General features: G+C 69.6%; 15 protein-coding genes. 8 read left to right on the forward strand and 7 right to left on the reverse strand.

Features of this window, described 5'->3' with window-relative positions; translation table 11 throughout:
* Window positions 1-61 precede the first annotated feature (61 nt).
* The 5 genes from C1927_RS17655 to C1927_RS17675 all read left to right on the forward strand — a co-directional run bounded on the left by C1927_RS17655 (window position 62) and on the right by C1927_RS17675 (window position 4,824).
* Entirely contained in the window at window positions 62-1,468 is a 1,407-nt protein-coding gene (locus C1927_RS17655) for an amidohydrolase (RefSeq protein WP_108747342.1), read from the forward strand.
* On the forward strand, window positions 1,468-2,730 hold the full coding sequence (locus tag C1927_RS17660) for an amidohydrolase family protein (protein ID WP_108747343.1): 1,263 nt from the start codon (window positions 1,468-1,470) through the stop codon (window positions 2,728-2,730). The genes C1927_RS17655 and C1927_RS17660 overlap by 1 nt, the downstream gene beginning before the upstream one ends.
* 19 nt (window positions 2,731-2,749) lie before the next feature.
* Window positions 2,750-3,382, forward strand: a complete 633-nt coding sequence (locus C1927_RS17665; protein WP_108747344.1) for a DsbA family protein — start codon at window positions 2,750-2,752, stop codon at window positions 3,380-3,382.
* Window positions 3,383-3,474: 92 nt separating this feature from the next.
* On the forward strand, window positions 3,475-4,416 hold the full coding sequence (locus C1927_RS17670) for a DegV family protein (RefSeq protein WP_108747345.1): 942 nt from the start codon (window positions 3,475-3,477) through the stop codon (window positions 4,414-4,416).
* 69 nt (window positions 4,417-4,485) lie between these two features.
* Window positions 4,486-4,824 (forward strand): hypothetical protein, encoded by a 339-nt coding sequence (locus C1927_RS17675; RefSeq protein WP_079223285.1) that lies wholly within the window; start codon window positions 4,486-4,488, stop codon window positions 4,822-4,824.
* A 147-nt stretch (window positions 4,825-4,971) separates the two neighbouring features.
* Here the strand turns inward: C1927_RS17675 and C1927_RS17680 are convergent, their stop codons facing one another.
* The 4 genes from C1927_RS17680 to C1927_RS17695 all read right to left on the reverse strand — a co-directional run bounded on the left by C1927_RS17680 (window position 4,972) and on the right by C1927_RS17695 (window position 10,070).
* Entirely contained in the window at window positions 4,972-6,387 is a 1,416-nt protein-coding gene (locus C1927_RS17680) for an efflux transporter outer membrane subunit (protein WP_108747346.1), read from the reverse strand.
* Complete coding sequence (locus C1927_RS17685) at window positions 6,384-7,421, reverse strand: HlyD family secretion protein (protein ID WP_108747347.1); 1,038 nt, start codon at window positions 7,419-7,421, stop codon at window positions 6,384-6,386. Before C1927_RS17685 ends, C1927_RS17680 begins: the two co-directional genes overlap by 4 nt.
* A 26-nt stretch (window positions 7,422-7,447) precedes the next feature.
* Window positions 7,448-8,962 carry an MFS transporter gene (locus C1927_RS17690; RefSeq protein ID WP_108747348.1) on the reverse strand — a complete coding sequence of 505 codons (1,515 nt, stop codon included), beginning with the start codon at window positions 8,960-8,962 and terminating at the stop codon, window positions 7,448-7,450.
* Window positions 8,963-9,161: 199 nt separating this feature from the next.
* Window positions 9,162-10,070, reverse strand: coding sequence for a LysR family transcriptional regulator (locus C1927_RS17695; protein WP_079223289.1), 909 nt, complete (start codon window positions 10,068-10,070; stop codon window positions 9,162-9,164).
* Between the two features lie 141 nt (window positions 10,071-10,211).
* Between C1927_RS17695 and C1927_RS17700 the strand changes: the two genes are divergently transcribed.
* Window positions 10,212-10,652 carry a universal stress protein gene (locus C1927_RS17700; RefSeq protein ID WP_108747349.1) on the forward strand — a complete coding sequence of 147 codons (441 nt, stop codon included), beginning with the start codon at window positions 10,212-10,214 and terminating at the stop codon, window positions 10,650-10,652.
* A gap of 69 nt (window positions 10,653-10,721) precedes the next feature.
* The gene (locus tag C1927_RS17705; protein WP_108747350.1) at window positions 10,722-11,063 is read left to right on the forward strand and encodes a hypothetical protein; all 342 of its coding nucleotides are present in this window, start codon (window positions 10,722-10,724) and stop codon (window positions 11,061-11,063) included.
* A gap of 62 nt (window positions 11,064-11,125) precedes the next feature.
* On the opposite strand, the gene C1927_RS17710 is transcribed toward C1927_RS17705, so the two are convergent.
* Entirely contained in the window at window positions 11,126-12,571 is a 1,446-nt protein-coding gene (locus C1927_RS17710) for a GGDEF domain-containing protein (RefSeq protein ID WP_108747351.1), read from the reverse strand.
* 234 nt (window positions 12,572-12,805) lie between these two features.
* Here C1927_RS17710 and C1927_RS17715 point away from each other — a divergent pair, with 234 nt between their 5' ends.
* Window positions 12,806-13,669, forward strand: coding sequence for a PA4780 family RIO1-like protein kinase (locus C1927_RS17715; RefSeq protein ID WP_079223293.1), 864 nt, complete (start codon window positions 12,806-12,808; stop codon window positions 13,667-13,669).
* A gap of 90 nt (window positions 13,670-13,759) precedes the next feature.
* On the opposite strand, the gene fghA is transcribed toward C1927_RS17715, so the two are convergent.
* On the reverse strand, window positions 13,760-14,590 hold the full coding sequence (fghA, locus tag C1927_RS17720; protein ID WP_079223294.1) for an S-formylglutathione hydrolase: 831 nt from the start codon (window positions 14,588-14,590) through the stop codon (window positions 13,760-13,762).
* A gap of 21 nt (window positions 14,591-14,611) precedes the next feature.
* Window positions 14,612-14,956 carry a YqcC family protein gene (locus tag C1927_RS17725; protein WP_108747352.1) on the reverse strand — a complete coding sequence of 115 codons (345 nt, stop codon included), beginning with the start codon at window positions 14,954-14,956 and terminating at the stop codon, window positions 14,612-14,614.
* Between the last annotated feature and the right edge of the window lie 5 nt (window positions 14,957-14,961).

Consider the following 14,961-nt stretch of genomic DNA (forward strand, 5'->3'; position numbering starts at 1 on the left):
GGCAAGCGCCCCCGGCGCCGGATAGCGTCGGCGGATTCACGTGCCTGCCAGGGGAATCTGCATGCCATCCACGCTGTTGCGCGCCGGGCTGGGCCTGGCACTGGCCTCACTGGGCACCGCCCCCGCGGTGGGCGCCTCGCGCTTCGTCGCCGACCCCTACCCCAGCACTTACCAGGCCCATCCCGATGGCCCGGTGCTGATCCAGAACGCCACCGTGCTGACCGGCACCGGCCAGCGTCTGGAGCACGCCGACGTGCTGCTGCGCGACGGCCGCATCGTCGCCGTCGGCCCGCAGCTGCAGGCCGATGCCGGCATCGCCCGCATCGATGCGCAGGGCAAGTGGGTCACCCCCGGCCTGATCGACGTGCATTCGCACCTGGGCGTGTACCCCAGCCCGGGGGTCAGCGCCCACAGTGACGGCAACGAGATGACCGCCCCGGTCACCGCCAACGTCTGGGCCGAGCACTCGGTGTGGCCGCAGGATCCGGGCTTCACCGCCGCACTGGCCGGCGGCGTGACCAGCATGCAGGTGCTGCCCGGTTCGGCCAACCTGGTCGGCGGCCGTGGCGTGGTGCTGAAGAACGTGCCGGCCACCACCTATCAGGCGATGAAGTTCCCCGGTGCGCCCTGGGGCCTGAAGATGGCCTGCGGCGAGAACCCCAAGCGCGTCTATGGCGGCAAGGGCACCGCCCCGGCCACCCGCATGGGCAACGTGGCCGGTTACCGCGCCGCCTTCATCGACGCGGCCGACTACATCGCCAAGAACAGCCCTAAGCCGGCCAAGCGCAAGGGCTGGTTCGGCAGCGACAAGGGTGACAGCGCCGGTGATGCCGGCGGCAAGCGCGACCTCAAGCTGGACACGTTGGCCGGCGCCATCCAGGGCGACATCCGCGTGCACATCCACTGCTACCGCGCCGACGAGATGGCCACCATGCTCGACCTGGCCAAGGAATTCGGCTTCAAGGTGGCCGCCTTCCACCACGGCGTGGAAGCCTACAAGCTGGCCGACCGGCTGGCTGCCGACGGCGTCTGCGGCGCGCTCTGGGCCGACTGGTGGGGCTTCAAGATGGAAGCCTTCGACGGTATCGCCGAGAACATCGCGCTGGTGGACCGGCCGAAGAACAGCTGCGCCATCGTCCATTCCGACTCGCCCGAGGGCATCCAGCGCCTCAACCAGGAGGCCGCCAAGGTGATGGCGGCGGCGCGCCGCGCGCGCATGCCGGACATCGCCCCGGAACATGCCATCACCTGGATGACCGCCAACGCCGCCAAGGCGCTGGGCATCGAAGGCCAGACCGGCACCCTGGAGGCCGGCAAGATGGCCGACGTGGTGGTGTGGAACGGCAATCCCTTCAGTTCGTATGCGCTGGCCGAACAGGTGTTCGTCGACGGCCGCCGCCTGTACGACCGCACCGCGCCGGAATCGCTGCCGCGCTCGGATTTCCAGCTTGGCCAGGAGGTGCGCTGATGGCCGTGTTGAACAAGAGCCGCCGCGCATGGCTCGGCGCTACCGTCATCGTGCTGGCAGGCATCGCGGGTACTGCATCGGCGCAGGACCTGCTGGTGCGCAATGCCACGGTGCACACCGCCAGCGCGCGCGGCAGCCTGCAGAACACCGATGTGCTGGTGCAGGGCGGCCTGGTCCGTGCCGTCGGCCCCGGCCTGGCCGCACCGGCCGGGGTGGCCGTGGTCGAGGCCAATGGCCGCCCGCTGACCCCGGCGCTGTTCGGTGGCATCACCGAGATCGGCATCGAGGAGGTCTCCGGTGAATCGAGCACCGTGGACAGCACGCTGAAGCTGGGCGAGCAGCCGCTGCGACCGGAATTCGACGTCACCCTCGCCTACAACCCGGCGTCGGTGCTGATTCCCGTGGCGCGCCTGGACGGCATCGGCTTCACCGCGCTGGGGGCCGCCACCGGCGGTGGCTTCGTGGCCGGCCAGGGCGGGGTGATGCGCCTGGATGGCAGTGCCGACCCGATCGGACCGCGTGCGCTGTTCCTGCGCCTGGGCGCGGCCGCTTCGGAACTGACCGGACAGTCGCGTGCGGCGCAGTGGATGCTGCTGCAGCAGATGGTGGACGAAGCGCGCGGCCAGGTCGCCGCCGATTCGCCGCATGCCCTGCTGACGCCCGCGGGCCGCCGCACCCTGGCCCGCTACCTCGCCGGCCAGGGCCGCATCGTGGTGGAGGTGGACCGTGCCGCCGACATCCGCCAGCTGCTGCGCTGGGCCGCGCGCGAGAAGGTGAAGATCGCCATCGCCGGCGGCGCAGAGGCCTGGCAGATGGCGGCGGACCTGGCGGCCGCGCAGGTACCGGTGTTCGTCGATGCACTGGGCAACCTGCCCACCAGCTTCGACCAGATCGGCGCCACCCTGGAAAACGCCGCCCGCCTGCAGCGTGCGGGCGTGCCGGTCAGCTTCGCCCAGCGCGACGATGCCTCGCACAACGCGCGCAAGATGCGCCAGCTGGCCGGCAACGCGGTGGCCAATGGCCTGCCGTGGGCCGATGGCCTGGCCGGCCTGACCCGGGTGCCCGCCCAGGTGCTGGGCGTGGCCGACCAGATCGGCACCATCGAACCGGGCAAGCGCGCCGACCTGGTGCTGTGGGAAGGCGACCCGCTGGATGTAGCGCACTATGCCGAACAGGTCTGGCTGGGCGGACGCGCCATGCCGATGCGCTCGCGCCAGACCGAACTGCGTGACCGTTACCTGCAGCACAACGCGCACCCCTGACCGCCCGAGGAATCCGCCGATGCCGACCCTGCGCTGGTATTTCGATTTCGTCTCGCCCTATTCCTACCTGCACTGGCAGAAGGTCAAGCAGTTGCCGCAGTTCGCGGCCATCCAGCCGGTGCCCATCGCCTTCGGTGCGGTGCTGCACCACCTGGGCAACCTGGGCCCGGCCGAGATTCCGGCCAAGCGCCGTTTCATCTACCGGCAGCTGCTGTGGACCGCACAGGCCGAAGGCACGCCGCTGCGCTTCCCGCCCGCCCATCCGTTCAACCCGCTGGCCGCGCTGCGCCTGTGCCTGGCCGCCGGTGCCAGCCCCCAGGCGGTGGACGTGCTGTTCGACTGGATCTGGCGCGAGGGCAACGCCGGTGACAGTGCCGAGATGCTGCGCATTCCGGCGGCGCGGCTGGGCATCAGCGACGTGCAGGCGGCCTGCGCCGAGCCTGCGGTGAAGGAGCAGCTGCGCCGCAATACCGAAGCGGCCATCGACGGTGGCATTTTCGGCGTACCGACCCTGTCCATCGATGGGGAACTGTTCTGGGGCAACGATGCCCACCCGATGATGGCCGCCGTGCTGGCCGACCCCAGCCTGCTGCAGCGCCCGGACTGGCAGGCCGTGATAACGCTTCCAGTGGCGGCGCAGCGCAGTCGCTGAACAGGACGTGGCGTGATTCCCTCGCGCGCCCCGGATAAAATTGCGATAGCTTTCACATTCCGAACCTACAACCGCCCTGGAGGGGGAGCCGGATGCGCATCGGAATCGTCGTCGATTCGGCCTGCGACCTGCCGCAGGATTTCATTGCCGAGCACAACATCGTGCTGCTGCCGATCACCGTGCGGATCGGCGAAGCGGTCCTGGCCGACCACCGTGACGAGCAGGCCACCCTCAGCTTCCTGCACGCCCACGTGGCCGAGCATGGCGCCGAAGCCGAAACCATCCCCTTCAGCGTCAACCAGATCCGCGATCTGTTCCTGCAGCAGCTGGTGATCGATTACGACCACGTGTTCTGCATGACCATCACCAAGACGCGCAGTCCGATCCACGACAACGCGCTGCAGGCCAGCTTCGCCATCCTCAACGACTACAAGCCGGTGCGCCAGGCGGCGGGCTACAACTCGCCGTTCGCGCTGCGCGTGCTGGATACCCAGAACCTGTTCGCCGCGCAGGCGGTGACCGCGGTGGAAGCGGTGCGCCTGCGCGACAGTGGCGCCAGCGTGCAGCAGATCCGCGAGCGGCTGGAAGAACTGTCCGGCAACGTGCACGGCTACATGGTCACCCGCGACCTGTACTACATGCGCGCCCGCGCCCGCCACAAGGGCGACCGCAGCGTCGGCCTGCTCAGCGCGGCGCTGGGCAGTGCGCTGGACATCAAGCCGGTGCTGCATGGCTACCGTGGCGAAACCGGCCCGGTGGCCAAGATCAAGGGCTTCGACAACGCCGTGCAGAAGCTGTTCGGCGTGGTCAGCCAGCGCGTGCGCAGCGGCCTGATGACCCCCGCCGTCTGCGTCAGCTACGGCGGCGAGCTGGAGGAACTGCGGGCCCTGCCCGGCTATGCGCAGATGAAGGAGGTCTGCGCCAGCCACGCGGTGGCCGTGTACGAATCGGTGATGAGCCTGACCGGCATGGTCAACGTCGGCAAGGGCGCGGTGACGGTGGGCTTTGCCGACGGGCCGCATCGCTTCGAATAAGCCGTTCTGGCGTACACAAGCATTGCACTGCGGCTGTGCCAGCCTTGCCGCACCTCAAGGAGAAGAACCATGCCTGCGCAGTACCACATCAGCCTGCCCGACCCGTCCAAGGCCCGCGGCAACGACCCTGACCTGTCCTTCCATTCGCAGAGCGCCGGCGGTTTCGCCGAGGAGCTGCAGGACGCCCTGCGCAGCGGCACCCTGTTCGAACGCTGGAAGGCCAAGCAGCCCGACCCGGATGCGGTGGAACCGCAGTGGGGCGTGACCGACCCGGACGCCACCGTTACCGGTGAGCAGAAGGACCTGCGCATCAACCTGGTGGCCACCACCCGCATCGACAGCGACGTGTTCAAGCAGCGCCTGCGGCTGCTGGCCGGCCACCACTGGGAACTGCGCGACGTGCGCTGAGGCCTCGTTCTGGTAGTGCCGGCCGCTGGCCGGCAACCGCGGCATCCACCGAGATGCCGGCCAGCGGCCGGCACTACCGAGCCGCCGGGCATGGCCCGGCGCTACCGCCATGATGGGTAGCGCCGGGCCATGCCCGGCGTTTTCATGTCATTGCCAGCCACCGCCCAGCGCGCGGTACAGCTCCACCCGGGCGATGGCGGCCGTGGCCTGGCTGTTGGCCAGCGCGGCCTGGTTGTCCAGCGCGATGCGCTGGGTACTCAGCACATCCAGCATGTCCACCACGCCGGCCTGGTATTGCCGGCGCGCCGCGCCCAGGGCGGTTTCGCTCTGCGCAACGGCCACCTGCAGCTGCGTGCTGCGCTGCTGCTCGGCCGCGTAGCCGTCGATGGCATCGTCCACTTCATGCCAGGCCTGCAGCACCGTGCGCTGGAACTGCAGCGCCGACTGCTGCTGTTGCAGCCGGCTCAACGCCAGATTGGCCTTCAGGCGCCCGCCCTGGAAGATCGGCAGGCTGATCGACGGCCCGATGCTGAAACGGTGTGCATCCCAGCCGTCCAGGTCATCCAGCTGCTTTGCCTGGAATCCCGCATCGCCATTCAAGGTGATGCGCGGCAGGAAGCTGGCCTTGGCCACGCCGATGTTCGCGGTGGCCGCATGCAACGCCGCTTCGGCGCGGCGGATGTCCGGTCGGCGTTCGGCCAGTTCACTGGGCAGCCCCACCGCCACCGGCGGCAGCACCGGCCAATCGGCACGCACGTCCTGCAGCTGCGCATCCACTGCCTGCGGTGGCCTGGCCAGCAGGAAGGCCAGTGCATTGCGCAGCTGCGACTGGCGGTGCCGCAGCGGGGCGATGCGTGCCTGCAGCGCGGCCACCTGCGCCGCGGCGCTCGAGACCTGCAGCGTGCTGGCCACACCCTGGCGCTGGCGCGCCTCGGTCAGGCGCTGGATGTCGGCGGCGATGCGCAGGTTGTCCTCGGTGATCGCCAGCAGCTGCGCGGTCGCACGCAGCTGCAGGTAGGAGCGCGCGGTTTCGGCCAGCAGCGCAATGCGCACCGCATGCGCGTCCTCCTCGGCCATCTGCACGCGGGCGTCGGCCGCTTCCACCTGGCGGCGCACGCGGCCCCACAGGTCCAGCTCCCAGCTCAGGCCGATGCCGGCCTGGAACAGGCCGAAGTCCTCGCGGCCCGCATTGCCGGAGGGATCGCTCAGGCCGACCTCGCTGTTGCGTGCGCGCACACCGCTGGCGCTGGCCGCCACCGAGGGCAGCCGGTCGGCCGCGCTGATGCCACGCGCCGCGCGGCTCTGCTGCACCCGGTTGGCGGCCAGCTGCAGGTCCAGGTTGGACTGCAGCACCTGCCCGGCAAGCTGGCCCAGCAGCGGATCATGGAAACCGGCCCACCAGGCTGCATCGTCGTCGAGAGGCGTGGTGGTCACGGCCTCGCCCTGCCACTGCGCCGGCAGCCCGGCCTGCGGCCGCACGAAGTCCGGCCCCATCGTGCACGCCGCCACGGCCAGGCACAGCGCAGCACTGGCAAGCGTCTTCATTGCGCGACGCGTGCTCATGCGCCCTCCCCGCCCTGCAGGTCCACGCGCGCTTCCACCGACATGCCGGCGCGCAACTGGTCCAGCAGCGGCTGGCCCGGTTCCAGCACGATCTTCACCGGAATGCGCTGCACCACCTTGGTGAAGTTGCCGGTGGCGTTTTCCGGCGCGACGGCGGCGAAGGTCACGCCCGTGGCCGGGGCGATGCTGTCGATGTGGCCGTGCAGGCGCGTGCCGGGGAACACGTCCACCGTCAGCTCCACCGGCTGGCCGGCGTGCATGCGGGTCATCTGCGTTTCCTGGAAATTGGCGACCACGAAGGCGCGCTGCAGCGGCACCACGGCCGCCACCGCCGTGCCCGGCGTCAGGTAGGCACCGACGCGTACCGCGCGGCGGCCGACCACCCCGTCGATGGGTGCGCGCAGTTCGGTGTGCGAAAGATCCAGTTCCGCCCGCGCCTGCGCCGCTTCGGCGCGCTGCACGGCGGCCTGCGCCGACTGCACGCCGGCAGCGAGGATGCCGGTGCGCTGGCGCGCGGTGCTCAGCGCCGCCTGCCCCTGCTGCAGGTGCGCATTGGCCACGGCCTGCTTCGACTGCGCCTGCTGCGCGTTCTGCACCGTACCGGCGCCATCGCGGGCGAGTTCGCGGTAGCGCTGCTGGTCGGCGCTGGCCAGGGTCAGCTCGGAACGGCTGACATCGACGCTGGCGCGGGCCTGTTCGATCAGCGAGCCCTGCTGTGCCAGCGCGGCCTGCGCATTGGCCAGCTGCGCGCGCGCATTGGCCAGGTCGGCGCGCGCCGCCTGCAGTGCCACCTGGTAGTCGCGGTCATCGATGCGGGCCAGCACATCACCTGCTTTTACTTTCTGGTTGTCCTGCACCTCGACGCTGCTGACGAAGCCGGCCACCTTCGGTGCGACCACGGTGAAATCAGCATTGACGTAGGCGTTGTCGGTGCGCTGGTAGCGACCGTCGCGCAGCAGCAGCCAGCCGCCGATGGCCAGCGCCAGCACGCCCAGCGCAAGGCCGGTATTGAGGGTTGTCTTGTTGAGGCTCATGCGGGGGAGTCCTTGAAAAGTGGGAGTCAGGCCACGGCACGTGGCGGATGGACGCGGGTCGCCCACGGCAGCAGCGGCAGGCAGCCCAGGGCCACCAGCGCCACCAGCCAGTACAGGTCGGCCGAGGTCAGCGCCTGGACCTGGGCGTGCAGGCGTGCGGGCAGATCGGTGCTGGCCGGCAGCCACGGCTGGTTGCCCAGGTGGTCCACCAGCGCGGTGGAATGCAGGTGGCGCCGCGACTGCCCGACCGCATCGAGCACGCCGCCGGCGAACACCGCGGAGAAACCCTTGACGGTGTTGAACCAGGCCGAGGCGAACGGACCGTCCTGCGGTGCCAGGCCGGTGGTCGCCAGCAGCAGCAACGGCAGCACCGCCATCGGCTGTGCCACCACCTGCAGCAACTGCACCCACAGGAAGTTGTCGCGGTTCCACTGCACGTCCAGGTGCGCGCCGAGGAAGCAGGCCGCGGCCAGCAGCAACAGCCCTGCCGCCTGTACCCAGCGGCAATCCACCGCACGCTGGTTCATCAGGGTGGCCACCAGCGGCAGCGCAATGACCTGCGGCAGCGCCACCCACAGCAGCATCGGCGCGGTCTGCAGCGGGCGGTAACCCTGCACGCTGGCCAGGTAGCCGGAGGGAATGGAAATGACGGCCAGCAGCACGAACAGCACGCCCACGCAGGTCACCAGCGCGTAGCTGAGGTTGCGATGGGCCAGCAGCTGCAGCTTGAAGAACGGCAGCGGGTGGAACCATTCGTTGATGAGGAACAGCACCAGCAGGCCGCTGCCGCCGCCCAGCAGCACCGTGATCAACGGCGAATCGAACCAGTTCAGGCGCGCGCCCTGGGTCAGGCCCAGCACCAGCATGACCAGCGCGGGCAGCCCCAGGGCCAGGCCCACGCCGTTGAACTGGGCAAAGCGCTCCAGCCGCAGTGGGTCCTGCGGCAGGCCCCAGCCGACCATCGCCATGCCAGCCACGCAGAACGGTACGATCTGCCAGAACGCGAACTGCCAGCCCGCGTGCTCGACCCACAGCGCGGCCAGCGGCGTGCCCATGCTTGGCCCGAAGGTGGCGGTCAGTGCATAGCCGGCCAGGCCGTACAGCTTGATGCCCGGTGGCAGGAAGCGCAGCGCCACGCTCATCAGCAGCGGCGGCAGCGCGCCACCGGCCAGGCCCTGCAGCGCGCGCAGCAGCAGGAAGGTGGGCAGGTCCGGTGCCAGCGGGCACAGCACGCCCAGCAGCATGAAGGCGGCAATCATCACCAGGGCGAAGCGGCGCAGCGAGAACGTCACCGCACACCACGGCGCGAATGCCATCGCACTGACCGACATCGCGCTGTACACGCTGATGATCCAGCTGCCGTCATCGACGCTGAAGCCCATCGCGCCGCGGATGTCGGCCAGCGCGACCTTGGTGATGTTCTCGTTGAAACCCGACACCAGCACCACCAGCAGCACGCCGCACAGGCCCACCACGATGCGGCGGTCGAAGGTGGGGGCAGAGGGCGCGGCGGGTGCCCGGGGCAAGGCGACCGCGCTCATCGGTGCCGGCCGATCCGTGCAGCGCACGGCAGGTGAAGCGACATGGCGTGCGCTCGGTGACGGTGGGGAGCGCAGTCTAGGCAGGCCCACTGCTGCGAAAAATGGCGTGGGTGCGATGCCACCCGTGCGCGGGACGCACGTATCCGGGGGGATGTCGATTCTGGTAGGTGCCGACCGTTGGTCGGCACGCCTTCAGGACCTACACGGCGTCAGCGTCGCACATCGCCTTGATCGCGCGGCGCAGCCAGCGGTGTGCCGGATCGTTGTCCATGCGCGGGTGCCAGGCCTGCACCAGGGCAACCGTGCGCACCGATACCGGCAGCGGGAACATGCGCAGCGGCAGCCCCATGTAAGCGATGCGATCGAGCATGACGCTCGGCATCTGCGGCAGCACCAGGTCCGACGCGGCCGCTGCGAAGATCGCGCCATGGAAGGTGGGGATCACCATCGCTACCCGTCGGGCCAGGCCCATCTGCGCCAGCTCATCATCGATCGGACCATGGGCGATGCCCCGCCGCGAGACGGCAATGTGGTCGCAGGCGGCGAAACGCTCGGCGGTGATGTCCCCGTCGAACAACGGATGATCCTCGCGCGCCGCGCCCAGCAGCGCCGTGGTGAACAGGTTCTGCACCTTGGTCTCCGGTGCATGCTTGCCGGCGGTGCTGATGAACAGGTCGATCCGGCCCTGCACCATCGCATCATCGTCGGTATCGCCTTCAGGCATGAAGCGCAGCGTGCAGCGTGGCGCCTGCTGGCGGAACACCTCGCGCAGGCGACCGCCGTAGCTGCCGATGAACACATCGTTGGCACGGATGCTGAAGGTGTGCTCCAGGGTCTGGATGTCCACTTCGCGGCCATCATGGAACACCCGGTGCGCCTGCTCGATCACATCACGCACCTGCTCGCGCAGCTCCAGCGCGCGCGGGGTCGGCGCCAGCCCGCGGCCGGCCCGCACCAGCACCGGATCGCCCAGCGCCTCGCGGATCCGCCCGAGGGTACGGCTCATGGCCGGGGCGCTGAGGTTCATCCGGCGTGCCGCACCGGCGACGCTGCCTTCATCCAGCAGGACATCCAGCGCGAGCAGCAGGTTCAGGTCAGGCAAGGGCATGGCATTCTCCAGCAGATGGAATGACTCTACGACACCCTTGGCCAAAGTCGATTGCATCCCGTGCAGGTATTGCCTGCGCCGCACGGCATGGGTGCGCGGCGCGGCATGGGCGACCATCACCGCCTGCCAAGGAGCCTCCCCATGTTCACCACCCTGCTGGTCGCCCTCGATGGCGGCCCCCAGCACGACGCCCTGCTGGACCTGGTCACCCACGTTGCCGGCCCGCGCAGCCGCATCCACCTGCTCTGCGTGATCGACCCGGAGTTTGCCCTGCCCGCCGATGCCGGCGACGCCGACCGCCGCGAATACCCCGCCGCGGCGCGCCAGCAGGCGAAGGCCGAGGGCCTGCTGCAGGACGCCATCGCACAGCTGCGCGAGCGCGGCATCGATGCCCGCCCGCTGCTGCCGGCGGGCGATCCGGGCGAAGTGATCAGCACCCAGGCGCGCGAATTGGGGGCCGACCTGATCGTGATCGGCCATCGCCACCTGTCGCGGCTGCAGCGGCTGCTCGACAGCTCGGTGGCGCAGTGGACGCTGGACCACGCGCCGTGCCCGGTGCTGGTGGAAACGCGCGGCGGCTGACATCGCGCACGTTGCCCGCACGGTGCCGGGCCGCTATTGTGGTCCCATCAACCGAGACAAGGATCTGTCATGCGCAAGACCCTGATCTGTACCGGCCTGCTGCTGGCAATGTGTGCCGGCAGCGCCATCGCCAAGGAAGTGCCGCGCATCGACGCGAGCAGTGATGAAGCGGCCAGCAGCAGCTTCGCGGCCATGTTCGATGCCCTGCCTGCTGCCGGGCAGGCGGAGCTGGCCGTCGCGATGCTCAAGCTCAACATGCGCGGCGTGAATAGCGCTTACGATCTCGCCGGCAGACCGGATCCGTCCATCGTGCCGATCAAGGACGATGTGAGCGGCATGACCGCCGCGGAGATCATCGCGCTGGCGCAGGATGCAAACGACGTCAAGATTGTCGACGTCACTGCCGACTGACATGCCACGCACAGACCCGGCGTCGTTGCCGGGCCTGTGCTGATCGCCAGGCCGGCAACGCCTCAGCAGTCGATCACGCCTTCTTCGCCGCTCTCATCGTCCAGCACCCGGGCGTGCAGGGTCACCTGGTTGCGGCCGGCACGCTTGGCGGCGTACAGCCCGGCATCGGCGTCGGCCAGCAGCTGGTCGGCGCTGGCCGTGGCCGGCGGGTGCAGGTAAGCCACGCCGATGCTGATGCTGACCGGGCCTTCGGGCAGGCTCAGCGCTTCCACTGCCAGGCGCAGCCGCTCGGCCAGCGCCAGCACGCCCGATAGCGAACTGCCCGGCACGATCACCGCGAATTCCTCGCCGCCATAGCGCGCCACGCTGTCAGCCGCGCGCCCGGCGGTGGCCTGCAGCACGGCCGCCACGGCGCGCAGGCATCGGTCGCCCGCCGGGTGGCCGTGCTGGTCGTTGAACGCCTTGAAGTGGTCGATATCCACCAGCAGCAGGGCCAGCTCGGTGCCGCTGCGGCGGGCGCGGTTCCACTCGGCCTGCAGCACCGTGTCGAACTGGCGCCGGTTGGCAACGCCGGTCAGGCCATCCTGCCGCGCCAGCTGGTCCAGCCCGGCCTGGCGTTCCAGCAGATCGATCTGCAGCAGGGTGCTGCGCAGGCTGAAGCCCAGCGTGGCCACTACGAACCCAGCCAGCGCCAGCGGCCGCGCGTGGTCCACCACCAGGGTGCCGACCACCAGCAGCAGCAGCGGCAGGATCATCGGCCCGCCGGCCTGCACCAGCCGCGACAGCCGCGGGTGCAGCACCACGCCGCGGGCCGGTGCCTGGCGCAGTGCAAGCAGGGCCAGCAGCAGGAACGGCATGTCGATCAGCAGGTCGTTATAGGCGCCGAAGGACTGCTCGGCGGTGTAATGGTTGATGTAGAACGCCACCAGCAGGTAGCCCAGCGCGTACAGGGCCAGCGCACGAAAGAACACCCGCCGCTCCGGCACATCGCCGGCCAGCCAGCGCACCACGGCGAAGGCGGCGATGCACAGGTTCTGGATGTCGAACATGTGCTGCATGTTGGCCATCGCCTGGTCATCGACGTCGATGCGGTCGGCGAAGGACTGCGTGTGCACGAAGAACAGCACGCCGAGCAGGGCGGCCATCAGGCCGTCGATGAGGCTGATGGTCCAGCGCTCGCGCCGGGCCCGGGCGAGGATGAACACCAGCGGCACGCCATACAGCACATACAGCAGCAGGCTCACGCTGGGGGTGATGTTGGCCCGCCCGGCACTGAGCGCATCGAGCATGTTGAAGCCCATGCCGCCGGCCCAGAGCAGCAGGGCCAGCGCGGTGGCACGCCACCCCAGCGCCGCCCGGTCACGTTGCGCCCGCCACAGGCAGGCGGCCGCGGCCAGCAAGGGGGCCGCGGTCAGGAAGCCAAACGAACCGCCACCGGCCGTCCCAGGCCAGAACGCCACGACCAACCCGTGGCAAAACAGGTACAGCAGCGCCAGCACTACCGGCATGCACTACCCCCATCCGCAAGGCCGTATGCGCGCACCATACCGCAGCACACGGCCACCGCGGCGTGATCCGCTTTGGAAAAGGCGGATCCGCGACGGTGGCCGCCGTCTCCTGGGGCGGATGCCAGGCGACTGCCGCAGGCCACCCCGGGAAGCCGCTGGGCAGCCGCGACCTGTAAATGCGAAAATCCCTCCCCATCCCAGCAAGCGCCTCCGCGCCGGCCGCCCCGAGACCCCGTGAAAACTCCTGAAGGACTGCGTGCGCTGATCGACGACGGCGTGATCGATGAAGTGCTCCGCCCGCTCAAGAGCGGCAAGGAAGCGGCCGTGTACGTGGTACGCAGCGGCAACGAGGTGCGCTGCGCCAAGGTCTACAAGGACATGGCCCAGCGCAGCTTCCAGCAGCGCGTGCAGTACCAGGAAGGCCGCAAGGTGCGCGGCAGCCGCGAGGCGCGTGCGGTGGGCAAGGCCAGCAAGTACGGCCGCAAGCAGCAGGAAACGGCCTGGAAGAACACCGAGGTGGACGCGCTGTACCAGCTGCGCGATGCCGGCGTGCGCGTGCCCGAGCCGTTCGGCTACTACCACGGCGTGCTGGTGATGGAGCTGGTCACCGATGCCGACGGTTTCTCTGCCGCCCGCCTGGGCGAGGTGGTGCTGGAGCCGGAACAGGCCCGCCAGTTCCACCAGACCCTGGTCCGCCAGGTGGTGCGCATGCTGTGCTGCGGCCTGATCCATGGCGACCTGTCGCCGTACAACGTGCTGGTCGGTCCCGATGGCCCGGTGGTGATCGATTTCCCGCAGGTGGTCAGTGCCGGCGGCAACAATGCCGCGCGCAGCATGCTGCTGCGGGACGTCAACAACCTCACCGCCTACCTGGGCCGTTTCGCCCCCGAACTGCTGGACACCTGGTATGGCGAGGAAATGTGGGCGCTGTTCGAGGCGGGCAACCTGCTGCCGGACAGCGAGCTGACCGGCACCTTCGTGCACGATGAATCCACCATCGACCTGGACAGCGTGCGCCACGCCATCAACGATGCGCGCGAAGAAGCCCTGATCCGCCAGCAGGGCCGTGAAGCGGCGGAAGAAGACGACGACAGGTAGCGCCACGCCATGCGTGGCGGCTGGCCGCCGTAACGTCGAGCGTGCTCGACGGTTCCGAAGGCAATGCCGGCCAGCGGCCGGCACTACAACTCAGGCGTGCAGCGCGCGGGCGTGGTGGGCGATGTGCTCGCCGATGAAGCTGGCGATGAAGTAATAGCTGTGGTCATAGCCCGGCTGCAGGCGCAGGGTCAGCGGGTGGCCGGCGGCCTCGCAGGCCTGCTGCAGGCGTTCGGGCTGCAGCTGGTTCTGCAGGAACTCATCCGCATCGCCCTGGTCGACCAGCAGCGGCAGGCGCTCGCTGGCATCGGCCACCAGCGCGGTGGCATCCCACTGCGCCCAGTCGGCCGGGTTGTCGCCCAGGTACGCGGTGAAGGCCTTCTGGCCCCACGGCACCTGGCTGGGCGCGACGATCGGCGAGAACGCCGACACGCTGCGGTAGCGGCCCGGGTTGCGCAGCGCCAGCACCAGCGCGCCATGCCCACCCATCGAATGGCCGCTGATCGCACGCGCATCGCTGGCCGGGAAGTTCGCTTCGATCAGCGCCGGCAGTTCGTGCACCACGTAGTCGTGCATGCGGTAGTGCTTCGCCCACGGCTGTTCGGTGGCGTTGAGATAGAAACCGGCACCCTTGCCCAGGTCGTAGCCTTCGGCATCGGCGACGTCATCGCCGCGCGGGCTGGTATCCGGCGCCACCAGGATCACGCCGTGCTCGGCGGCGTAGCGCTGCGCACCCGCCTTGGTGATGACGTTCTGTTCGGTGCAGGTCAGGCCGCTCAGCCAGTACAGCACCGGCAGCGCCTGCGTGGCCGCCTGCGGCGGCAGGTACACGGCGAACTGCATATCGCAGCCCAGGGTGGCCGAGTGGTGGCGGTAGACGTCCTGCCAGCCACCGAAACAGGCGCGGTGTTCGATGCGTTCCATGGTGTTCTCCTGCGCGGCGCGTCAGCGCACGCCTGTATTGATCGTTGCATCCAGCCGGGTCAGCAGCTGCAGCAGTGGTTCGACGCCGGGCTGGCCGTCCAGGTTGCGCCAGGCCGCCACCGCCACGTCGCTGCGCGGCGGCCAGTGGCCATCGGCGCGCGCCTCGTGCAGGCGCGGCAGGAACACCTGCGCCAGCCAGTGCTCGAACGGCATCTCATCGATGCCGAACGGCGAATCCACCGCACGCGGCGCACCAACCTCGCCCTCGACCCAGCCCAGCGCGCGCAGCGCCTGCTCGATCGGGGCGACCAGGGCCGCGCGCGGATCTTCCGCACGCGGCCGGCGCAGGGCATCCAGCCAGCCCATGCCCA

Source organism: Stenotrophomonas sp. ZAC14D1_NAIMI4_1 (genome assembly GCF_003086775.1).
Taxonomy (GTDB): domain Bacteria; phylum Pseudomonadota; class Gammaproteobacteria; order Xanthomonadales; family Xanthomonadaceae; genus Stenotrophomonas.